Raw genomic sequence first — 23,491 nt, 5'->3', positions numbered from 1 at the left:
AACAAAAAAGCTATACTTCTTGTGGAAATATAGCTTTTTTACAAAACATAACTAGATTAGTACTTGAACAGGAGTAACATATCCATGAGGTACTTGTTCCTTATTTTCAAAAGTCACAAACTCCCATGCATCCTGATTTGCCAAGGCAGCACGAAGTAATTTGTTATTTAATCCGTGACCGGATTTATAAGCTTTAAAATCACCAATGATGTTATAACCTGCCATATAAAGATCACCAATCGCATCTAACATCTTATGACGTACTAATTCATCTTTAAAACGCAAGCCTTCCTCATTCAAAATACGATAATCATCCAACACAATGGCATTATCTAAACTTCCGCCTAATGCCAAACCTTGTGATTGAAGATATTCAATATCTTTCATAAAACCAAAGGTTCTTGCGCGACTAATTTGGTGAATAAATGCTTGAGTGGAAAAATCCATGACATAATTTCGCACATTTTTACCAATCGCAGGGTGCTCAAAATCTATAGTGAAATCTAAACGAAAACCATTATAAGGTTTAAATTCAGCCCATTTATCACCTTCTTCTACCCGCACTTTTTGTTTGATACGAATAAATTTTTTCGCAGCATTTTGTTCCTCAATACCGGCATCTGATAATAAATAGATAAATGGACTTGCACTACCATCCATAATTGGAATTTCAGGCGCATCCACCTCAATAATGATATTATCAATACCAAGTCCTGCCAATGCTGCATTTAAGTGTTCAACGGTTGAAACACGGACACCTTGTTCATTTACAAGAGCTGTACAAAGCATTGTGTCTCGTACACATTCAGCATTTGCAGGGAAAGTTACCGGTGGATTTAAATCCGTACGACAATAAATAACCCCCGTGTTCGGCATTGCAGGACGCAAGGTTAATGTCACTTTTTTACCACTGTGTAAGCCAACACCCGTCACTTTAATGCTTTGTTTTAACGTTCTTTGTTTAATCATATTTTTGCCTTATTGTTTGACAACAAGATCTTATTTGCTATTTATCATTTTGATCCATTACTTTTGGATCAAACTTTTGAAAAGAAGACAAACGCTCAGTAATCGGTTTTTCCAATTCGCTACGATATTCTTTAGGCTGCGGAATCGAGTCTTGAGAATAAGAAGAGCGAATTGGCTCAGGTTGTCTGAATGATGTCGTTGTTTGTTCTTGTGTTCTTAATGAAATTCCTTGAACATTTTCACTCGGGTGATGAAGCGGTGGCTGTGACGGCTGAATTGTTTTTTGAACCTGAATACTTTCATTAGGTGCAATTTCCCCCAATCCCGTAGCAACGATAGTCACTCGAATTTCATCACTCATTTCCGGTACCAAGGTTGTACCAACAACAATAGTTGCATCTTCCGAGGCAAAGCTGTGAATGGTATCACCCACGACATTGAATTCATCAAATGCAATATCAAAACCACCGGTAATATTGATCAAAATACCTTTAGCATTCGTTAAATCTACTTTTTCTAATAAATCGTTACGAACTGCAATTCTCGCGGCTTCTTCGGCTCGACCTTCACCTGGCGCGCCCTTTGCAGAACCAAATCCAATCATTGCTTGCCCCATTTCGGACATAACAGTTCTAACATCTGCAAAATCCACGTTAATCATACCAGGCGAGGTAATCATATCGGAAATACCCATCACAGAGTTACGCAATACGTCATTTGCAGCAGCAAATGCATCAATTAACGTTGCATTTTTAGGGAGAACTTTCTGAATTTGCTGATTAGGAATAATGATCATTGAATCAACATATTGTGCGAGATCCTTAATACCTAACTCTGCAAACTGCATACGTTTTTTGCCTTCAAAAGCAAAAGGTTTTGTTACAACAGCGACAGTCAAAATACCCAATTCTTTTGCAACCTTAGCAACAACAGGGGCAGCCCCTGTCCCTGTACCACCACCCATACCGGCAGCAATAAAGACCATATCAGCGCCTTCAAGCATTTTACGGATTTCTTCTTGATCATCTTCAGCCGCTTTACGACCCACATTAGGATTGGCCCCAGCACCAAGTCCTTTTGTCGTCGCACCACCGATCTGCACAGTTTGTTGAACTTGGCTTTTACGTAATGCTTGTGCATCAGTATTCACTGCATAGAAAATAATTTTTCCATGTTCCTCACTATCAAACGAATTTTCCCCAAGAAAAGTACCACCGATGTCTTGCTTAATCATATTAGCAACCATATGGTTAACAGCGTTACCGCCACCACCGCCAACACCGACCACCTTAATCAGTGCACCTGATTGTTCTTCAAAATCACCGTAATCTGGGTATAACATTTATGTTCTCCGTTCCGCTAATACTCTGCTAGCACATTAATAAAAGTTAAATTTTTTGTATTGTAGATGAAAAATCAAAATAATCAAAACTCTGACTTCACTTTATTTGCAATTTTTTTAATCCAAGACCAGAGTGTACTTAGAAGATTGCTTTCAGAATGATCACCACCAATAAGTTCATCATCACTGTTGCTATGACTGTATTGTAATAAACCTATAACAGTTGAATACTGTGGACGATTCACATAATCGGTTAAGCCGGTAATATTTAGCGGGCTACCAATTCGCACTTGGCAACCAAAAACATCCATCGCACATTCTCTCAGATCTTCAATTTGTGCCCCACCACCGGTAATCACCACTCCAGCAATTAATTCAAACTTAATATGTTTACGTTCTAAATCTGCTTTTAATTTATCTAATTCGTCCTTTACAACGCCAAGAAGTTCCGTATAACGGGCTGATGTAATTAAAGATAAATCGCTTTTCGTTAAAGATCGAGGGGCTCGTCCACCAATACCCGCGACTTCAATTTTCTTATCACCCTGTAAACGCGCAGGATATATTGCGCTTGCGTAATTGACCTTAACACGTTCTGCTTCAGCACGAGAAATCGTACAAGCATGGGCTATATCATTGGTCACAATGTTTCCCGCATAAGGAATGACTTTACTAAAACGTAATGCACCGTTAGTAAACACCATAACATTCATTGTACCGGCACCAAAATCAACTAAGCAAACACCAAGATCTTTTTCATCGTCAGTTAAAACCGAATGGGTTGCAGCAAAACCAGAAAACACCACTTTATCGACCTGTAAGCCACAACGCTCCACTGCTTTTTTCAGATTATTTTGCCAATCTTGATGACAAGTAATTAAATGGACATGGGCATTTAAGCGAACCCCTTGCAAACCAAGCGGATTTTTAATATTTAATTGACGATCCACCGCATATTCTTGTGGGATCACATGTAATAAAGAAACGCCTTCGGGCAATTTGATTGTACTCGCATTATATAAAGCGGAATCAACTTCATCTTGGGTCACCTCCGTTTCACCAATAGGAACAAATCCACTTTCATTTAAACTTTGAATATGCTCCCCGGTAATCGCTAAAGTAACACTCATGATTTGACAATCTGCCATTGATTCTGCAGCTTCAATCGCACGCTGAATAGCATTGACGACTGCATCTAAATCTGTAATGCTTCCACGGTCAATTCCCTTTGAGGGGCAGCTTCCCACGCCAAGTACATTCACCACGCCATCGGGTAAGACTTCCCCTACGACAGCTACAACTTTTGACGTTCCCACTTCAAGTCCGACAATTGCTTTTGTTTCAACTAGTTTTGCCATTATCTATTACACCCACCGAATTTTTATTTATCGACCATTCCCACCGCAGCGCCCGAGCTATACCGTAAATCCACATAGCCAATTCGTTTATTTTCCGATACTTCAATTTGTGGATAAATTGTCACAAAACGCTCCAATTTTGATTTCCATGCGCCTCGCCCAAGTTTCAGTACTATATCATTATCAAGAGTCACTTGCCATGCGCCCCGCTCGTCAATTGTGATGCCTTTTACGTTTAAATTTTTTGCTTTAAAGTCTGCATAAATCTGGTTCCAAGCTTCAAGTACTTTTAAGCTCTGGTAATCAGGCCCGCCTAAATAAGGTAATGTCTTATTTTTCAAACGTTCCATTGGCAACTGAAAAACTGTCCCATCTTTTGTAACGAACTCTGTTTTATTCCAAATTGCCACCGGCATATACTCCGTCAACCAAATACTCAGACGATTAGGCCAAACCTTACGAACAACCGCCCCTTTCACCCAAGGTAACGTTTCCAGCTGTTCTTGAACAGCCTTAACATCTTGTCCCCAAAAACCTTTTAGATCCCCCATTTTCAGAAGTACGTCTTTCACATCCGCATAATCCGTAAATTCTGTTTTCCCGACTAATGCATAGGCAGTAATCGGCTTTGAATCAAAACTTTCTAACCAATCCTGCCAATTTGAATAAACGAAATAGCCAACCCCGACACACAATAGCACAATCAACAAGCGAATTTGTATAAGATATTTAAAGGTTGATTCACCATATCGAACATTTGACGTACTTTTGCGTTTCAGTACATTCATTACGCACTCAGCTCCAAAATTTTCACAACCAGTTGTTCAAAAGAAATGCCCACTGTCGCCGCTGATTTAGGAAATAAGCTATGGCTTGTCATCCCCGGATTAGTATTAACTTCAACTAAACGAAAATCACCTTTTGCATCACACATCACATCAATACGACTCCACCCTCGGCACCCTACTGCATCATATGCCCGTTTCACTAATACAGCTAATTCCTGCTCACGTTCGGGTGTCAAGCCGGCAGGGCAAAAATACTGGGTATTATCGGAAATATATTTTGCCTCGTAATCGTAAAACTCACCTTCAGGTACAATACGTACTGCCGGTAACACTTGCTCACCTAAAACCGGTACGGTCAATTCATCACCTGCAAGCCATTCTTCAATCAGGATAGTATTATCAAATTTAAGTGCAAATTCGACCGCACTTTTCAGATCTTCTTCACGGCTAACCTTTGTTAATCCTACGCTCGATCCTTCTAATGAAGGTTTAACCATTAAGGGTAAACCTAATTTTTCCACAATTGCTTTCGTATCTAACTGCTCAATAGTCTCGCGTGTTACCACTTCCATATCAGCCACAGGTAAACCAAAGGCTTTCCATAACATTTTGGTACGCATTTTATCCATCGTTAACGCGGATGCCATCACGCTACAACCGGTATAGGGTAAACCAATTTGCTCCAACAACCCCTGCATCGTACCGTCTTCACCGCCCCGACCATGCAAAATATTGAATACACGATCAAAACCGTCTTTTTTAAGATTTGCCACATTATATTCTTTCGGATCAATCGGATGAGCATCATAACCTTGAGCGATAAGAGCGTCTAATACTGCTTTACCGGAATTTAACGAAACCTCACGTTCAGCAGATGTTCCTCCTAATAAAACAGCTATTTTTTCTTGTTTTAAATTCATCTTTTTATCCTACCATTATAATTTTTTGTTACGATTTGGCTTTTCATATATGAACATTAATTCATATCACAACATTAATTTTTCCAAGATTCGGCTAAATTACGAGAAATTTTACTCACGCTCCCCGCCCCTTGTGCCAATACCAAATCACCATCTTGAATAATTTGATCAAGTACCTCACCTAATTGTTCGGTATCAGAAACTAAAATCGGATCAACCTTTCCTAAATTACGGATTGAGCGACAGAGTGCTTTGCTGTCTGCCCCAACAATTGGCGATTCGCCGGCAGCATAGACATCTAGCATAATGAGCGCATCCACTTGTGAAAGGACTTGAACAAAATCATCAAATAAATCACGGGTACGTGAATAACGGTGCGGTTGGAAAATCATCACAACACGTTTCCCCACCCAGCCTTCACGGGCTGCCTTAATCGTGACCCCAACCTCCGTCGGGTGGTGTCCATAATCATCCACTAGACGAACTTTTCCATTTGGACGAATAAATTCACCTAATTGATCGAAACGACGCCCTGCACCTTGGAAATCGGCGAGAGCTTCCAAAATTGCTTCATTACCAATCCCTTCCTCTTTTGCTACTGCAAGTGCCGCTGTTGCATTTAACGCATTATGTTTACCCGGTACATTTAACAACACATTAATACGTTCGCCATTCGGACAAATGACTACATAATGTCCTTGGAAACCGGTTTGTTCATAATCCTCTATTCGATAATCAGCGTTCTCATTAAAACCATAAGTCACCACTTGTCGTCCTACTCTTGGCACTAATTCCATCAATACCGGATCATCGGCACACATTACCGATAAACCATAGAAGGGCAAATTGTGTAGAAATTTCACATAAGTGGCTTTCATTTTTTCAAAATCGCCTTCATAAGTATCCATATGATCCGGCTCCATATTGGTCACTACCGATACCATAGGTTGCAAATGTAAGAAGGACGCATCACTTTCATCCGCTTCCGCTATTAAATAACGACTTACACCAAGATGTGCATTTTTTCCGGCTGATTTCACTAACCCACCATTGACAAATGTTGGGTCTAATTTCGCTTGGGTATAAATCATTGAAATCATCGCAGTCGTGGTTGTTTTTCCATGGGTTCCAGCCACTGCAATACCGTGGCGGAAACGCATAATTTCTGCCAACATTTGCGCTCGCTGAATAACAGGAATACGTTTTTGTGTTGCGGCAATAAGTTCAGGATTATCCTCACAAATCGCACTGGATACCACCACAACGCTTGCCCCCTCAATATTTGAGGCTGAATGTCCAATAAAAACCTTAGCCCCGGCTTGTACAAGACGTTGCGTCACCACGCTATCGGCAATATCCGAGCCTGAAATTCGATAACCTTCATTTAAAAGAATTTCAGCAATACCACTCATACCTGCACCGCCAATGCCAATAAAATGAATTTGTTGAACACGTCGCATTTCGGGGATTATTTTTCTAATTTCTTCGTAAGAATGTTTCATTTTCTTTTCCTTATATCCTTTAATAAAAATTGTCACCTTTTCCAAAAGTGCGGTCAAAATTCCAAAGGATTTTTATATTATTTTGCATTTTCAATAATCACGTCAGCAACACGCTGTGTAGCAAATGGTGTGGACATGGTCTTGGCTTTCATTGCCATTTGTAAAAGCTCATTTCGAGTAAAATTCTGCAAATAATTAATCAAAATTTCAGGTGTTAAATCGGCCTGTTCCACAATTTTAGCCGCCCCTACATCAGCGAGATATCTGGCATTAAGGTATTGTTGTTTGTCCTTATGCTGAAATGGAACAAAAATTGCTGCCGCCCCTACTGCCGCAATTTCACACACGGTTAAGGCTCCTGAACGACAAATTACAACATCCGCCCATGAATAAGCCTCAGCCATATCATCAATAAATTCTGTTATTTTTACTTGCGATGCATTTTCACCATAGCGCGCCATCACACTTTCGACCATACCTTTCCCGACTTGATGGCGAACCTCTAATTTACTTGCTAGTTGTTCAACCACTTTTGGCAATGTGTGGTTCAATACACGCGCCCCCTGACTACCGCCCACCACTAGCACTCTTAGTTTTTCACTACGGTCAGCAAAACGCACCTCAGGTATAACCATATTAAAGAAATCCTGACGAACCGGATTCCCAACCACTTCAGCATTTGGAAATGCATTAGGAAAACCTTGTAATACACGAGTTGCAATTTTGGCAAGCCATTTATTTGTTAAACCCGCAATTGCATTCTGTTCGTGTAAAATAATGGGTACCCCACAAAGTTTTGCTGCCACACCACCCGGCCCGGAAACATAACCGCCCATACCAAGCACCGCATCAGGCTTTTCCTCTTGAATAATTTTTTTCGCTTGAAGCACTGCCCGAAAAATAGCATAAGGTGCCGTAAGTAGTGCTTTAATCCCTTTACCACGTAAACCGGAAATTTGAATAAAACGGAGCGGAATACCATGCTTAGGGACAATTTGGGCTTCCATTCGATCTTTTGTCCCCAACCAACAAATATCCCACCCCTGCTTTTGTAAAGTTTGCGCTACCGCAACAGCAGGAAAAATATGACCTCCCGTTCCCCCAGCCATAACTAATAATTTTTTCTGTTTATTCATTTTTATTCCTAATCGTCACGCAAGTGTGCTTGTCCACCATGTTGTAAACGGTTTTCGTGGTCAATACGAAGCAAAATACCAATGGTGGCCGACATAATCATAATACTCGAACCGCCGTAACTCACTAATGGGAAAGTCAACCCTTTCGTTGGCAACATCCCAAGTGCCATTCCTAAATTCACAAAACCTTGGAAGAAAATCCAAAAACCGATACCAAAGGCAAAAAATCCTCGGAAACGCTGTTCTAACAACAACGATTCACGCCCGATTTTTAGTGTTCGGAATACTAATAATCCTAATAAAAACACGACGACTAAAATACCGATAAACCCGAATTCTTCACCAATAATTGCCATAATAAAATCCGTATGCGCTTCCGGTAAGTAATCTAATTTTTGAATAGAGTTACCGAGCCCCTCTCCCGTAATTTCTCCACGACCAAATGCCATCAGTGAATTGGTAAGTTGGAAACCTTTTCCATAAGGATCTTTAAAAGGCTCTAGAAAACCAATAAAACGGTTAAAACGATAAGATTCGGAAATGACTAACCATATAAATAATAATGTACCGGTTCCAATTAAACCGATAAATTGCCAAAAGTTTGCGCCAACAATAAAAAGCATCCCAAAGGTAATCACAAACAATACCACGGTACTACCTAAATCTGGTTGTTTCAGTAAGAAAACTCCCAGTACGCCCATTACAATAAAGGGTTTAAAAGCACTTAGCTTATTTACCCGCACCTCATCATAACGTCGGGTAAAATAACCGGCTAAAAAACAGGTTAGTGCAAGTTTAGCAAACTCTGCCGGTTGGAAATTAAGGATTCCGAGGGAAATCCAACGTTTTGCACCATTTACAGATGAGCCCACAATGAGTACAGCAATCAGCAAAGCGATGGCCAGGAAAAAGATATTTACATGCCATTTTTCCCATTTCTGGGTGGAAATTTGCATGGTGAAATAGCAAGTCAAAAGAGAAAGAGAAACATAAAGTGCATCACGTTTTGCAAAATAAAAAGCATCATTAAATAATCTTGAACTATAAGGGATAGAAGCAGATGTTACTGCAACCAAACCAACAATTAATAAAATTACAAAAAGCAAGAATAATGCCCGATCATATAGCAATCCTTGAGGCGTAATTCGAGTCCAATCATCAAGATTGTGTTTAATTTTCTGAATAAATTCCATCGTTCTATTTATTAATTTAATTTTGCTAAACGGCTAAATTCCTCACCACGCTTTTCAAAAGAAGCAAACTGATCAAGACTTGCACAAGCCGGTGACAATAATACGATATCACCGGTTTTTAGTGTTGGGCGTAAAAACTCAATCGCTTGTTCCATGGTTTCAAACAAATAGCCTTGCGAAGAAAGTTTTACTAATTCCGCCCCATCACGACCAAAACAATAACAAATAATATGGGGTTGATTAATCAAGGTTGCCAATTCTGAAAAATCAGCGCCTTTACCATCTCCCCCTAGTAACAAATGCAATTTGCCTTCTACAAATAACCCCGTCAGTGCGGCGATAGTACTACCAACATTTGTTGCCTTAGAATCATTGATCCAGCGTACCCCATTTGCGTTATGCACCAGTTGAAAACGGTGATCCAAGCCTTTAAAGTGACGAAGTGTGGTACGAATTGCTTCTAGATCTATCCCTACCGATTGTGCTAACGCCGTTGCCGCAAGAATATTCATATAATTATGCCGCCCAACAAGCCCCACGTCTTCGCAAGGTAAAAGCACCTCATTTTTCACCATTAAATACTGTTTACCTTTTTCTGTTCTGATCCAATAATCCCCATGATGTTCTGCAAAAGACAAAATCTGTTCTGCTTGATTTTCACCTTCGCCAACAGTTAGTTGATCTTCGCCATTCACAACGGCGACATCCGCATTCTGATAGATACGTAATTTGGCTTGGCGATATTCTTCCAAATTCTCGTAACGATCCATATGATCTTCTGTCACATTTAGCACCGTTGCTGCGGAGGCTTTTAAGCTATAAGTCGTTTCTAACTGGAAACTTGATAATTCCAACACATAAAGCTCATCATCTTCTTTTAATAACGATAAAGCGGGAATACCGATATTTCCCCCCATTCCCACTTTTATGCCTGCCGACTTTGCCATTTCATACACGAGTGTCGTTACCGTGCTTTTACCATTTGATCCTGTAATTCCCACGATAGGTTTAGTCGCAGCTCGGCAGAATAATTCAATATCACCGATAACTTCCACGCCGGCAGAAAGTGCGGTCTGAATTTCCGGTGTTTTTACCGAAAGTCCTGGGCTGATAATGATTATATCGCTTTCATTCAACCACTGTTGATTTAACCCTCCCGTGTGAAGCGGAATATTTTTGGCAAGTTTATCAGCACCTAGCGGATTTTTTCTCGTATCCATAACACGAATATTGGCATGTTGAGATTGGAGATAATCAACACAAGATAAGCCTGTCTTACCTAGACCAATAACCGTAATCGTTTTATTTTGGTAATGACTCATTTTATTTCTTCTTTTTTGATTCTTTATAATGATTCGGTCAGGTTTCGGTTAAAGTTAACTTCCCTCAATAAGGACAGAGCGAAACCCAATAAATATCAACGTAGTTTTAGTGTGACCAGTCCCATCAATACTAATATCAACGAAATGATCCAGAACCGAATAATCACTCTTGGTTCCGGCCAACCTTTCAATTCAAAATGATGATGAATAGGCGCCATGCGGAAAATACGCTGTTTACGCAACTTATAAGAGCCAACTTGTAGAATTACAGAAAGTGCCTCAACCACAAACACACCGCCCATAATCACTAATAAGAACTCTTGACGAACTAAAATTGCAACAACACCTAATGCACCACCTAATGCTAATGAGCCCACATCCCCCATAAACACTTGTGCAGGATAAGTATTAAACCAAAGAAAACCTAACCCAGCCCCAACAATTGCGGTACAAAATACAACAACCTCTGAGCTATATTTAATGTAAGGAATGTGTAAGTATCCAGCGAAATTTACATTCCCTGTTGCCCATGCGATCAATGCAAACGCCCCTGCGACCAATGCGGTCGGCATAATTGCCAAACCATCTAGTCCATCGGTTAAATTTACTGCATTCCCCGTACCAACAATCACAAAATAAGATAGCACAATATAAAACAAGCCTAATTGAGGCATAATATCTTTAAAGAAAGGAACAACTAAACGAGTTGCATCAGTATCATGTCCAAGCCAGTACAACCAAATAATCACTACCAGCGCCACAACTGACATCCAAAAATATTTCCAACGAGCAATTAGACCATCCGTATTTTTTCGAGTAATTTTACGATAATCATCAACAAAACCGATTGCCCCATAACCAAATAATACAAATAGACAAACCCACACATAGGGATTGGTTAAATTTGCCCAGAGTAGTGTACTGACACCAATGGAAAAAAGGATCATCACGCCCCCCATCGTTGGCGTGCCTTTTTTAGCAAAGTGGCTTTCCGGACCGTCGTTACGTACCTCTTGGCCAAATTTTAAAATTTGCAAGCGTTTAATAACTTTTGGGCCAATCCAAAGTGAAATAATCAGTGCGGTCAATAACGAAAGAATTGCGCGCACGGTAATATATGAGATTGCGTTAAACGCCGTTTCATAACGAACAAGAAATTCAGCAAGCCAAACTAACATTTAATTTTATCCTTTAATGAATAAATCACATCTTCCATTTTCATTGAACGGGAACCTTTTCCTAGTACCACAACATATTGATCTTGTTTCAATTTTTCCTCAATAAGCGGAACCAAGAAATCTACCATTTCGGCTTTATCGACAAAATGTTTTCCCAAAACAGCCTCAGAAATGACCGCACTTTCATTGCCAAAAGAGCAAACTAAATCCAAAGCAGCCTCCTTAGCGTACAGCCCTACTTTACGATGAATATCAAGAGAATCTTCGCCCAACTCTTTCATATCCCCCACACATAAAATACGGAAGGCCGGATAATTTTTGAGTACATCAATTGCCGCACACAGTGAATCTTGATTCGCATTATAGGTATCATCTAATAGGAGCAAATTGTGATTAACTTGAATAGGGAACAAACGACCTTTTACCTGAGAACGTTGCTCTAATCCCTTTTTTACATCCGTTAAAGCCGCCCCCACATTCATTGAAAGTGCGGTCGCTGCCAAGGCATTTTTTACGTTATGTACACCTAAATAAGGTAAATTAATTTCAACTTTTCCTTTCGGTGAAACTAATGTAAAACTCGAACCTTGTTCATGATATTGAAGATTTTCAGCGTAAAAATCCTTTCCGTTAAAATATTGGATCGGATGCTCACCTATTTCTTTTTGCCAAATATCAAGGTAATTATGCTCTGCATTGATAATCGCAATACCATTAGATGTTAATCCCCTATAAATTTCACCTTTAGCCTTTGCAACCCCCTCTAGAGAGCCAAAGCCTTCTAAATGAGCAGGAGCAATATTATTGATCAGTGCCACATCAGGCTGAGCAAGCTTTGCCGTATAATCAATTTCACCTTGATGATTTGCCCCTAGTTCAATGACCGCAAAACGGTGTTTTTCTTCTAAACGTAACAAAGTGAGCGGTACTCCAATATCATTATTGAAATTGCCTTGAGTGAAAAGTACCGCTTCCGGATTTCCTACGGCTTGTTGCAAAATACTCGCTGTCATTTCTTTTACAGTCGTTTTACCGGAAGACCCTGTCATTGCCACTGTACGAGGGTTAATTTTTTCACGCAACCATTTAGCCAATTGCCCCAATGCCAACCGAGTATTCTCAACCACAAGTTGTGGAATATGAATCGTAGGATCGGCTTTCTGAACGACCAAAGCAGTAGCCCCCTGTGCTACTGCTTGATGAAGATACTGATGAGCATCAAATGTTTCGCCTTTTAATGCAAAAAACACGTGATTTGGCACAGATTGACGTGTATCCGTATTGATATTCTCAACAACAATCTGCCCATTACCCATCAACGAAGCATTAACAACTTCAGCAAGTTGTTGCGTGGTTAAATTAATCATAAATAAGTCAAATACGTTTATTGATTTAAGTAAAACATGACGGTTTCTTGATCAGAAAAATGCAAAGTTTCGTTACCAATAATTTGATACTCTTCATGCCCTTTTCCTGCAATCACAATCAGATCATTTTCACCCGCACCTTGAATCGCAAATTCAATAGCCTGCTCACGATCAGAAATTAAGCCTACTTTATTCATATCGCTAAAACCGGCAACAATATCAGCTTCAATCTTATCAGGATCTTCTGTACGGGGATTGTCTTTGGTCACAATAATCATATCCGCAAATTGCTCTGCGACCTTTGCCATTAACGGGCGTTTACCTATATCACGATCACCGCCACAACCAAAAATACACCAAAGTTTTCCTGTGCAATGTTCACGTGCAGCAATAAGCGCCTTCTCTAACGCATCCGGTGTATGCGCATAGTCAACAATAACAGCTGGTTTTCCGTTTACTTTAATCATTTCCATTCTTCCACGAACTCCTTTTAATTTTGAAATATGACTTATTAAGTCATCCAATGAATAACCCAATGCCAATAACGTTGCCATTACCAGCAACAGATTACTCACATTAAATGCCCCAATTAATGGGCTATTTAACGTTCCATTTCCCCAACTGGATTCAAAATCAATGATTGCACCTTCTTGGGTAAAATTCACTGATGTCGCTTTTAACCATTTCTCAGTCTTTGGTTGAAAATTTACATGAATACTGACAGCAATACCCTTTGGTAATTCATCTAACCATGCAGCACCAACAGAATCATCCGCATTCACAACTTTCAGTTCGGGATTTAGTTCAAAAAGAAAACGTTTTTTAGCTTGAGCATAGTTTTCCATGGTTCCGTGATAATCTAGATGATCACGGCTTAAATTAGTAAAAATTGCGGCGTTAAAATCAAGTGCTTCTACACGATGTTGAACTAAGCCGTGGGAAGATACCTCAATCGCAGCAAAATCCGCCCCTGCCTCAACAAACGAAGCAAGTGAAGATTGAATTTCAACAGGTGACCCGGTAGTATTTTTAGCTTCAACAATGTGCCCTAATAATCCGTTTCCAATTGTTCCCATCACCGCAGGTTTATGCCCTAACTGTTGAACCCACTGTGCTAACAACTGAGAAACTGTCGTTTTTCCATTTGTACCTGTTACCCCAACAAGGGTCAATTTTTTAGAAGGATAATCATAAAACTTATCCGCAATTTCAGATAACTTTGCCGATAAATTATCGTAGTAAATAACCGGTACCTGCTGTTGATATTTTATACGTAGATGCTCATCTACCGAATCGGTTTCAGCGACAACCGCACTTGCCCCAGCTAAAATGGCTTGTTCAATAAAGCGAGTTGCGTCAACTTGTTGCCCTTTTATTGCAACAAATAAATCACCGGCTTTCACTTTTCGGCTATCTAAAACCAATTCATGAATATCAAGTTCCGGAAGTGACGGCAAATTAAAAAGTGCAGTTAATTTTTTCATTGTTTTTCCTTAATTTACCCGTTCTACTTGATTTTGTTCAACTTTACGAGGTGTAATACGAACTGTACGTTTTGCGGTTTTTTCTGTGCTTTCAGCATCCGGTGCAATACCATTTGTACGCAAGGCATAACCCATAATACTTGAGAATACCGGTGCAGATACTGCGCCCCCATAATATTGTCCGGCTTTTGGATCATTAATTAAAATAACAAGCGCATAACGCGGATCACTAATTGGCGCAACACCTGCGGTAAATGCGACATATTTATTCACATAACGACCATTTTCAATTTTACGTGCGGTACCGGTTTTCACGCCCACTCGGTATCCCTCTACCATAGCCCGTTTATTTTTGACCGCAACTTGTTCTAGCATATTCACAATTTCTTTTGTCGTTTTCTCAGAGAAAACCCGTTGCCCAATCACAGGCGGATCAACTTTGGTAATAGAAAGAGGGCGATAAATGCCAAAACTTCCCAATGTAGCATAGGCTCGCGCCATTTGTAATGGCGTTGCAGTAATACCATAGCCATAGGCAACGGTTGCCCGATCAATATCAGCCCAACGTTTACGATTAGCATTTAGCAAACCCGCTTGCTCTCCGATCAATCCCAAATCGGTCGCTTTCCCTAAACCGGCAGATTGATAGGTTTCCATCAATGCGCTTGGCGGCATACGTAAAGCAAGGCGACTCACACCACGGTTACTAGAGTTAATTAAAATTTCATCTAATGTTTGCTGGGCTCGGGGAGCAACATCCATAATTTCTTTTCCGCTTACAACAAAAGACCCCGTATTAATCACCTCATTACGTTTCACGACACCTCGTTGAAGTGCGGTCAAAACCACAAAAGGTTTTACCGTAGATCCCGGTTCAAAGACATCAGTGATCGCACGATTACGCATAAGTTCGGCTTTAACCCCAACACGATTATTCGGGTTATAAGAAGGCGCATTTGCCATAGCCAGCACTTCACCTGTTCTGACATCAACAAGCACAGCAGTACCTGATTCAGCTTTATTTTCAGTCACGGCTTTTTTAATTTCACGATACACCATAGATTGCAACTTTTCATCAATACTCAACGTCACATCTTGGGCATCGTATTTTTTCTGATCGGCAATATGTTCAACCACATTTCCACGCTTATCCTTACGGACTAAACGTGCCCCATCTTTCCCAACAAGCATAGAATTAAAGCTCTTTTCAATGCCTTCAATGCCATTACCATCAATATCGGTATAACCAATTAGATGTGCAGTCTCCTCTACCCGAGGATAAAAACGTCTTGGCTCATTTTCTAAAGAAATGCCCTTAATTTTTAACTCTCTAACATATTGTGCTTTACCGGCTTCAACTTGACGGGCTAAATATAAAAAGCCTGATTTTGGATTTTTCTCAATTTTTTTTACTAACTCGTTATAACTGATACCCAATACTTCAGCGAGAGCCTTAATTCGTTCTTTGTCATTAAGAGAACCTTCTTTAAAGATACGTTTAGGATCTGCCACAACCGCACTCATCGGCACGCTGACAGATAATAATTGACCGTTACGATCTAAAATTGAACCACGAACAGAAAGAACTTCATCTTTACGTAAGGAGCGCTTATCCGCTTCACCGGAAAGAATATCGGAATTAATGGATTGAACATAAGCGGCACGAGTAACCAATGCAACTAATCCTAAAAAAATAGCACCTGTCGCAATAATATAACGCCCACGTAAAAAACACTTCTCAAACACCGTTTTAGGCTTATTGGATTTTACTGCCGTTGTGGATGTTGCGAGTTTTCTAATCGTCTTTTTAGATTTATTTGATTTTTTTGGCGAATTAAACCGAACCATTTATTATTATCCTATTCCAACTACTATGCTTACTCCAAAATTACAACCTCTTGGTCACTCTCAATTCTTTTCATTTTTAATGTCCCAATTGCGATAGATTCAACTCTTGTACTATCACCCTCCGTTGCCTCTTGCAATTGCAGATTCCGGTATTCATCCTCTAGTGCTTGATGTTGTAAAATCAACTGACCGTTTTCAGATATTAATCCTCGGGTTTGATGTGTCACCCAAATCGTCGCTATCGCAGAAATTAAAATCAGCGATAACAGTAAGATAGCTAATTTATTAGATGAAAATAAATCTTCCACTAAAATATTTTGTAAAGGGTAACGCTCGCTGTTCTCTAACATTTTTTCCTCTAACTTAGTTTTTCCGCAATGCGTAATACCGCACTTCTTGAACGAGGATTAGTTTGAATTTCTACTTCTGATGGCTGAATTGCTTTACCAATTATCTTTAATTTTTGATTTCGTTGAATTTGATCTTCCCGTAGAGGCAAACCTTTAGGAATCGGCTCCCCTTTACTTTGTTTTTTCATGAAATGTTTAACCATTCGATCTTCTAAAGAATGGAAGCTAATGATTGATAAACGCCCTTCGGGTGCAAGCATATCCAAGGCAGAATTTAACACACTTTCTAACTCATCCAGTTCAGAATTAATAAAGATTCGGATTGCTTGAAAACTACGGGTAGCTGGATGCTTATATTTATCTTTAAAAGGCACAACTTGTGAAATTAATTCGGCTAATTGAGAAGTACGAGATAAACATTCTCCACCATTTTTGACCGCACTTTTATTGTATTCTACGATAGCGGCTGCAATGCGTTTAGCAAAACGCTCTTCACCAAAGGTTTTTAATACCCAAGCCAAATCGTCCTCTGAAACTTGTTTTAACCACTCAGCAGCGGATAAACCTTGGGTTGGATCCATACGCATATCCAATGGACCGTCTTTCATAAAACTAAAGCCACGCTCAGCCTCATCAAGCTGTGGGGAAGACACGCCAAGATCGAGCAAAATACCATCGACTTTGCCTACCAAATCTAATTTTTCACAGATATCGGGAATATGAGAGAAACTGTTATGTTCAATATGAAAACGGGCATCTTGTATTTTTAACGCTTCAGCAATCGCTCGGGGATCACGGTCAACCCCAATGAGCCGCCCCTGTTGAGAAAGTTTTGAGAGGATTAAACGAGAATGCCCACCACGTCCAAACGTACCATCAATATAAATACCATTTTCTTTCAAAGCCAAACCTTCCACAGCTTCATGAAGTAGAACCGTGGTATGTTCCGGTGAAGAAAAGGGATGTTGCGTAGTCATAAACGTTAGTTAATAAAAAATAAATTGGGGGAAAAGATAATTCGGTGCAAAGCACCGATTATCCTGCTAGTGCTGCTGTTCTTTTTCTAATTTAATTTAGAGTGACAGCATATTTAAATTCGAGTCCATTGCAAATTCAGCGGTTCCTGCCACAGCAATATCTTCTTCAATTTGAGCGTTCCATTCAGAATCGCTCCAAATTTCAAATTTATTTAATTGCCCAACCAACATTAAACCTTTCTCTAATTTTGCATGCTGGCGCAATGGACCACTAAGTAGAATACGCCCCTGGGCATCCATTTCACATTCTGTGGCATAACCAAGCATCACACGCTGTAAACGTCGTTGATTGGGATCAAAATTGGATAATGAGAGGAGTTTTTGCTCAATCTTTTCCCATTCATCTAAAGGGTAAAGTAACAAACAAGGCTGACGAATATCGACAGTACAAACCATTTGACCTTGATTTTTTTCAATGATTTCAGCACGATAGCGAGTCGGGATTGCAACCCGTCCCTTAGAATCTAAATTTACCGCTGCCGCACCACGAAACATTTTTTAAGCCTTTAAAATTAAAACTTTGGAAAAATCACCACAAAAAACCACTTTTCACCACTTGTTTGTAAGTTTATCGGTTGTAAGGCAAAGTTGCAAGCTATTCCAATGTAAAATGCGGTAAATTTTTAGCAAGAAAAAAACCGTCCAAGTTTTCACTTGAACGGTTTTATTAACCTTGAAAATTTATCACTTTGTTGTGTTTACATAAGCTTCTTCATCACTCTCACCTAATGGTTTTAACAAGGTGAAGAATAGTACGATACACACAACCGTTGTTGCCAAGCCAAGATACACGGATAATTGATAATCTAGATTGAAGCCAATTTTATTGTAGTACAAGTAAGTGGCACATACCGTAGTAATAAACCAAGCCGGAATAGAGGCAACCCAGTGGAATTTATGATAGCGATATAAATACGCTGCCGCAGTCCATAACATTACCATTGCAGTCATTTGGTTTGCCCAAGTGAAGTAACGCCATAAGAGACTAAAATCGATCGTTGATACAAAATACCCTAATACAAACAATGGAACCGCAATCACTAAACGCTTGGAAAGAGAACGTTGATCAATATTGAAGATTTCTGCTAATTGCAAACGTGCTGCGCGGAATGCTGTATCACCGGATGTAATTGGAAGCACAACCACACCTAGTACAGCGAAGATACCGCCAATAAATCCTAGGAAATGCAACGAACTGTCATATACAACTTTAGACGGGGAACCTGCTGAAATCGCATCTTGTAATGCTTGTGGATTTTCATAGAATGCCAGCCCAACCATACACCATACTAATGCAATAATTCCCTCTGTAATCATTGCCCCATAGAAAATAAAACGACCTTCACTCTCATTTTCTGCACAACGAGCCATTAACGGTGTTTGTGTTGCATGGAAACCGGATAGTGCGCCACAGGAAATGGTTAAGAACAGTAACGGCCAAATCGGCACATCACCTTTCACTTGGAAATTTTGTGCAAATTTTTCCCATGTTAACCCCTGTCCGTCAGCATTAACAGTACGGAAAAATTCAATTGGATCGACCGCACTGAAATGAGCCGATACCAAACCATATACCATTCCCACAGACATAAAGAGCAATAAAGCTCCAAAAAGTGGATAAATTCGACCAATAATCTTATCAATTGGCAATAAAGTGGCAAGAATGTAGTAAGCGAAAATAATCACAGTCCAGACAGCAACAACTGTCGCTTTATCCATTCCCCATACTTTTACACCTCCGGCTTCTACAGCCTGATGAACGGCCTCGGCATCGCCCAATTGTAATGCGCCTTGAGAAGCACCGAGTACATCCATGGTAATCGTCCCCATTAATTGTGCTGGGCTTGCAACGAATACAACACCAACCAATAATAACAGCACTAATGCGAGAATATTGATAAATACTTTTACAGGACGACCTAAAAATTTACCGGCCAAGTAAGGCATTGTTGCGCCACCATGGCGAATACTTAACATTCCACAAAAATAGTCATGTACTGCACCGGCAAAAATACAACCGATCACGATCCAAAGCATGGCAACCGGCCCGTATAATGCCCCAAGAATCGGTCCGAAAATAGGGCCTGTTCCTGCAATATTTAATAACTGAATTAACCAAATTTTGGTTTTAGACATTGGCATATAATCCACGCCATCATTGATTTGATAAGCCGGCGTTTGACGCTTAGGATTAATGACAAAGATTTTTTCGATAATTTTTCCATAAATAAGATAGCCAAGAATCAAAATGGCTACACAGAAGAAAAACCACAACATAGAAGCACCTCAAGAAATAATCATACGGTTGTTTAAAACGCTCTAAACAAGCCGGGGTATTCTATGCTAAATTCCACTAAACAAAAAATTTAATTTACGAAATTTCCACAAAATTGTGATAAATATCACATTAACTGCTACTTCAATTTTAACGATAAAATAATATCTTACAAATAATACCTAATAAGGATTAAAAAATGGCTCTTACCCTCTGTCCTGAATGTCGAAAAAAAATTATCGAATACGCAAAAACTTGCCCAAATTGTGGATTCTCTTTTAAGCAAGAAGATTTGGAAATCTATAAACAAAAATTAGAAGAAAGACGTCTGCAAAATGCAGAAATTAACCGAAAAAGCACAAAATTACACTTAATTTGGTTTTGCATATTTGCCTTATTCATTCTCATTGCAAGTTTCATTACTCAACCATAAAAAATGGGTTGCAACCGCAACCCACTGATTCTCTTAAAATACTGACCGCCCTTTACGCTTTTTTTATATCCAAACGTTCAAAAGAGAGAACTTTGTTTTCAAGTTTACGCAATAATAACGTTGCGACCCCGGTAATCACTAGGTAAATACCACCAGCAATACCATAAATTGTGAGAGCATCATATTCCGTGCCGTAAAGCTGACGAGCATATCCCATAATATCCATAATCGTAATCGTTGATGCCAACGCCGTTCCCTTAAATACCAAAATAATTTCATTACTATAAGAAGGCAATGCCCGTTTTAATGCGTAAGGAATCAAAATTTTCAATGTTTGCACTCGGCTTAACCCTAATGCTACACAACCTTCCCATTGCCCTTTTGGAATAGCTTTGACCGCACCATGAAACAATTGCGTTGAATAAGCCGCACTGTTTAATGCCAATGCTAAAGCGGCACAAAACCAAGCGTTCGATAATAGCTGCCAAAAAGGGCTCTTCACTATCCATTCAAATTGACCCGGGCCGGCATAAATCAGGAAGAATTGTACAAGCAATGGCGTGCCGGTAAACAAAGTTAGGTATAAATTGACCGCACTTTTTATCCATCTCTTTTCCATAGAAAGTAAAAATGTGAGGAATAAGGCTAGGAAAAAAGCAATGAATAGTGAAACCACAGTCAGCAATAAACTCGTTGGAATTCCCTGTGCAATGACTGATAAATATTCCTGAAACATTATTTTACTCCTCTCTCAAAGCGGGTAAAACGTCTCTCTAGACGATGAATACCAAACTGACTGATTAATGTCACCGCCAAATAAATTAACGCCGCAATACCATACCAAGTAAAGGGTTGATGGGTATTAGTATTAATTAACTGTGCTTGACGCATTAAATCATCGACACCGATAAGGGAAATTAATGCAGTATCTTTCAATAATACCAACCATTGATTGCTTAACCCCGGCAGGGCATGACGCCAAACTTGCGGCATAACAATATGAATGAAGGTATAGCTTTTGTTTAATCCCAATGCGACTCCCGATTCCCACTGACCTTTGGGAATAGCCTGAATCGCACCACGCAACGTTTGTGAAGCATAGGCCGCAAAAATAAGGGATAACGCAAATACCCCACAGCCAAATGCCCCAAACTCAATGTATTCGCCAGTCAACATTTCGATAATTTCCGTTGAACCGAAATACACAAGTAAAACAACAAGAATTTCCGGTAATCCCCGCAATAATGCGACAAAAACCGCCATCGGTTTCCCGACTAATCGATTGGCTTCCAATAAAGCGAATATCACGCTCAATAACAGACCAACCACCAAGGAACAAACTGCAAGCCCTAGTGTCATTAGGGCTGCCGTAAACATTAGAGAAAGAAAATCAGCAAACATAGATTACTTCGTCATCCATTTATCATAGATTTTTTGGTATTCACCATTTGCTTTAATTGCCGCTAAACCTTTATTTAAACTTTCGGCAAGTATTTTATTTGATTTATTCATAGCAATGCCTAATCCATTACCAAAATATTTTTTGTCAGTCACTTTCTCACCGACAAATTGAATGTCAGGCTCTTTATTAATCATATCAGCCAATACCGCAGTATCACCAAAAATAATGTCGATACGCCCATTTTTTAAATCTAAAATCGCATCTTGTAAACTCGCATAGGCTTTTGGAGCATATTGTTTTGTTTCAGCGACTGTATATTGTTGGAAGGTGGTACCATTTTGCACACCAATATTTTTTGCTGTTTCTAACGTGGCTTTACCTTTTAACGCCACATAGCTTGCCGTGCTGTCATAGTAAGCATCCGAAAATAACACTTGTTTTGACCGCACTTCGGTAATATCCATCGCAGAAATCGCTGCATCAAAACGTTTTGCTTTTAAACTTGGAATTAATGCATCAAAAGCTTCACCTTTAAATTTACAGGTAGCTTTAATTTCGTTACAGATTGCATTTGCAACATCCACATCAAAGCCAATGATCTCACCTTTTTCATTCGTAAATTCAAACGGGGGATAACTTGGCTCCATAGCGAAAGTAATATCCTGTGCATTGACCATTGTAGCGGATCCGAATAATACTGCTGTTAAAAGTAATTTTTTCATAGTTTCTCCTTATTTTTAATGGGAAAGATATTGTTTAAATTGCTCGGTTTGTGGATGTTCAAAGCAATCTGCAGAGCCCATTTCCACAATTTTGCCCTGTTCCATATATACCACTTTAGTTGCCACCTTTTGTGCGACATTCACTTCGTGAGTCACCACCACTTGTGTAATACCGGTTTGTTGTAACTCCTTAATAATATCAACTACTTGTGCAGTAATTTCCGGATCCAACGCTGCGGTTGGTTCATCAAATAGTAACACCTGCGGTTTCATCATCAATGCCCGAGCAATCGCCACCCGTTGTTGTTGCCCCCCCGATAAATGTAGGGGAAAACGATCAGCATATTCCTCCAAACGTAAACGTTTTAGTAACTCCATTGCTTCTGCTTTTGCTGTGGTTTCATTAATGTCCAACACTTTCATCGGCGCTTCAATTAAATTTTCAATCACGGTTAAATGTGGCCAAAGGTTATACTGTTGAAATACCATTCCTACATCTTGGCGTAACTGACGAATAGCTTTCGGATTAGCCGTTGCTTTTGATAAATCAAATTCATTATTGGCAATACTTAATTGCCCTGAGGTCGGCACTTCTAATAAATTCAAGGTTCGGATTAACGTACTTTTGCCTGCTCCACTTGGACCCAGTAATACCACGGTATCCCCTTCTTCCGCCTCCAAATTAATATCAAATAATGCTTGGGAAGCCCCATAGAAAAAGTTTAAATTTTTAACACGAATAGCCATTTCAATTCTCTATACTTGACAAGATGAACAAATATTACGTTTTTGTGCATATTTATGCAATAGTTTAAAATAAAAAAATCCCAAAATATTTTGGGATTTTACAAAATAGTATCAAAAG

Annotated in this window: 22 protein-coding genes; 1 reads left to right on the top strand and 21 read right to left on the bottom strand. The window is 39.6% G+C overall.

Annotated features, from left to right (window positions below; all coding sequences use genetic code 11):
• Nucleotides 1–51 precede the first annotated feature (51 nt).
• The 17 genes from lpxC to BKK54_RS08970 all read right to left on the bottom strand — a co-directional run bounded on the left by lpxC (nt 52) and on the right by BKK54_RS08970 (nt 20,071).
• Complete coding sequence (gene lpxC, locus BKK54_RS09050) at nt 52–969, bottom strand: UDP-3-O-acyl-N-acetylglucosamine deacetylase (protein WP_077542760.1); 918 nt, start codon at nt 967–969, stop codon at nt 52–54.
• Nucleotides 970–1,006: 37 nt separating this feature from the next.
• Nucleotides 1,007–2,311 carry a cell division protein FtsZ gene (gene ftsZ / locus BKK54_RS09045; protein WP_077542759.1) on the bottom strand — a complete coding sequence of 435 codons (1,305 nt, stop codon included), beginning with the start codon at nt 2,309–2,311 and terminating at the stop codon, nt 1,007–1,009.
• A gap of 83 nt (nt 2,312–2,394) precedes the next feature.
• Nucleotides 2,395–3,669 carry a cell division protein FtsA gene (gene ftsA / locus BKK54_RS09040; protein WP_077542758.1) on the bottom strand — a complete coding sequence of 425 codons (1,275 nt, stop codon included), beginning with the start codon at nt 3,667–3,669 and terminating at the stop codon, nt 2,395–2,397.
• Between the two features lie 23 nt (nt 3,670–3,692).
• Nucleotides 3,693–4,457 carry a cell division protein FtsQ/DivIB gene (locus BKK54_RS09035; protein ID WP_077542757.1) on the bottom strand — a complete coding sequence of 255 codons (765 nt, stop codon included), beginning with the start codon at nt 4,455–4,457 and terminating at the stop codon, nt 3,693–3,695.
• On the bottom strand, nt 4,457–5,377 hold the full coding sequence (locus BKK54_RS09030; RefSeq protein ID WP_077542756.1) for a D-alanine--D-alanine ligase: 921 nt from the start codon (nt 5,375–5,377) through the stop codon (nt 4,457–4,459). Before BKK54_RS09030 ends, BKK54_RS09035 begins: the two co-directional genes overlap by 1 nt.
• Nucleotides 5,378–5,451: 74 nt before the next feature.
• Nucleotides 5,452–6,879, bottom strand: a complete 1,428-nt coding sequence (murC, locus tag BKK54_RS09025; RefSeq protein WP_077542755.1) for a UDP-N-acetylmuramate--L-alanine ligase — start codon at nt 6,877–6,879, stop codon at nt 5,452–5,454.
• A 77-nt stretch (nt 6,880–6,956) separates the two neighbouring features.
• The gene (murG, locus tag BKK54_RS09020; RefSeq protein WP_077542754.1) at nt 6,957–8,015 is read right to left on the bottom strand and encodes an undecaprenyldiphospho-muramoylpentapeptide beta-N-acetylglucosaminyltransferase; all 1,059 of its coding nucleotides are present in this window, start codon (nt 8,013–8,015) and stop codon (nt 6,957–6,959) included.
• An 8-nt stretch (nt 8,016–8,023) separates the two neighbouring features.
• A complete protein-coding gene (gene ftsW / locus BKK54_RS09015) occupies nt 8,024–9,208 on the bottom strand; it encodes a putative lipid II flippase FtsW (protein ID WP_077542753.1) in 1,185 nt (394 codons plus the stop codon).
• A gap of 11 nt (nt 9,209–9,219) precedes the next feature.
• Nucleotides 9,220–10,530 carry a UDP-N-acetylmuramoyl-L-alanine--D-glutamate ligase gene (gene murD, locus BKK54_RS09010; RefSeq protein WP_077542752.1) on the bottom strand — a complete coding sequence of 437 codons (1,311 nt, stop codon included), beginning with the start codon at nt 10,528–10,530 and terminating at the stop codon, nt 9,220–9,222.
• A gap of 95 nt (nt 10,531–10,625) precedes the next feature.
• On the bottom strand, nt 10,626–11,708 hold the full coding sequence (gene mraY / locus BKK54_RS09005; RefSeq protein WP_077542751.1) for a phospho-N-acetylmuramoyl-pentapeptide-transferase: 1,083 nt from the start codon (nt 11,706–11,708) through the stop codon (nt 10,626–10,628).
• Nucleotides 11,702–13,075, bottom strand: coding sequence for a UDP-N-acetylmuramoyl-tripeptide--D-alanyl-D-alanine ligase (gene murF, locus BKK54_RS09000; RefSeq protein ID WP_077542750.1), 1,374 nt, complete (start codon nt 13,073–13,075; stop codon nt 11,702–11,704). Before murF ends, mraY begins: the two co-directional genes overlap by 7 nt.
• A 17-nt stretch (nt 13,076–13,092) precedes the next feature.
• Nucleotides 13,093–14,559, bottom strand: a complete 1,467-nt coding sequence (gene murE / locus BKK54_RS08995) for a UDP-N-acetylmuramoyl-L-alanyl-D-glutamate--2,6-diaminopimelate ligase (RefSeq protein ID WP_077542749.1) — start codon at nt 14,557–14,559, stop codon at nt 13,093–13,095.
• Between the two features lie 9 nt (nt 14,560–14,568).
• The gene (gene ftsI / locus BKK54_RS08990; RefSeq protein WP_077542748.1) at nt 14,569–16,407 is read right to left on the bottom strand and encodes a peptidoglycan glycosyltransferase FtsI; all 1,839 of its coding nucleotides are present in this window, start codon (nt 16,405–16,407) and stop codon (nt 14,569–14,571) included.
• Between the two features lie 29 nt (nt 16,408–16,436).
• Nucleotides 16,437–16,757: a cell division protein FtsL gene (ftsL, locus tag BKK54_RS08985; protein WP_077542747.1), complete on the bottom strand. Its 321-nt coding sequence runs from the start codon at nt 16,755–16,757 to the stop codon at nt 16,437–16,439.
• Between the two features lie 8 nt (nt 16,758–16,765).
• Nucleotides 16,766–17,734 carry a 16S rRNA (cytosine(1402)-N(4))-methyltransferase RsmH gene (rsmH, locus tag BKK54_RS08980; protein WP_077542746.1) on the bottom strand — a complete coding sequence of 323 codons (969 nt, stop codon included), beginning with the start codon at nt 17,732–17,734 and terminating at the stop codon, nt 16,766–16,768.
• A gap of 96 nt (nt 17,735–17,830) precedes the next feature.
• Nucleotides 17,831–18,289, bottom strand: coding sequence for a division/cell wall cluster transcriptional repressor MraZ (gene mraZ / locus BKK54_RS08975; protein ID WP_077542745.1), 459 nt, complete (start codon nt 18,287–18,289; stop codon nt 17,831–17,833).
• Nucleotides 18,290–18,478: 189 nt separating this feature from the next.
• On the bottom strand, nt 18,479–20,071 hold the full coding sequence (locus BKK54_RS08970) for a carbon starvation CstA family protein (RefSeq protein ID WP_077542744.1): 1,593 nt from the start codon (nt 20,069–20,071) through the stop codon (nt 18,479–18,481).
• A gap of 197 nt (nt 20,072–20,268) precedes the next feature.
• Here BKK54_RS08970 and BKK54_RS08965 point away from each other — a divergent pair, with 197 nt between their 5' ends.
• On the top strand, nt 20,269–20,502 hold the full coding sequence (locus BKK54_RS08965; protein WP_077542743.1) for a zinc-ribbon domain-containing protein: 234 nt from the start codon (nt 20,269–20,271) through the stop codon (nt 20,500–20,502).
• A 52-nt stretch (nt 20,503–20,554) separates the two neighbouring features.
• Here BKK54_RS08965 and artM read toward each other — a convergent pair whose 3' ends face one another.
• Genes artM through artP form a run of 4 tightly spaced genes read right to left on the bottom strand, consistent with a single transcriptional unit; the run spans nt 20,555 to nt 23,373 of the window.
• Nucleotides 20,555–21,238 (bottom strand): arginine ABC transporter permease ArtM, encoded by a 684-nt coding sequence (artM, locus tag BKK54_RS08960; RefSeq protein ID WP_077542742.1) that lies wholly within the window; start codon nt 21,236–21,238, stop codon nt 20,555–20,557.
• The gene (artQ, locus tag BKK54_RS08955) at nt 21,238–21,903 is read right to left on the bottom strand and encodes an arginine ABC transporter permease ArtQ (protein WP_077542741.1); all 666 of its coding nucleotides are present in this window, start codon (nt 21,901–21,903) and stop codon (nt 21,238–21,240) included. Before artQ ends, artM begins: the two co-directional genes overlap by 1 nt.
• Nucleotides 21,904–21,906: 3 nt before the next feature.
• The gene (locus tag BKK54_RS08950; RefSeq protein ID WP_077542740.1) at nt 21,907–22,626 is read right to left on the bottom strand and encodes a lysine/arginine/ornithine ABC transporter substrate-binding protein; all 720 of its coding nucleotides are present in this window, start codon (nt 22,624–22,626) and stop codon (nt 21,907–21,909) included.
• Between the two features lie 15 nt (nt 22,627–22,641).
• Nucleotides 22,642–23,373, bottom strand: coding sequence for an arginine ABC transporter ATP-binding protein ArtP (artP, locus tag BKK54_RS08945; RefSeq protein WP_077542739.1), 732 nt, complete (start codon nt 23,371–23,373; stop codon nt 22,642–22,644).
• Between the last annotated feature and the right edge of the window lie 118 nt (nt 23,374–23,491).

The sequence above is a fragment of the Rodentibacter genomosp. 1 genome, assembly GCF_001999285.1.
GTDB lineage: Bacteria > Pseudomonadota > Gammaproteobacteria > Enterobacterales > Pasteurellaceae > Rodentibacter.
Note: the sequence above shows the minus strand (reverse complement) of the source record. Positions and strands in the feature narration are given on the sequence as shown.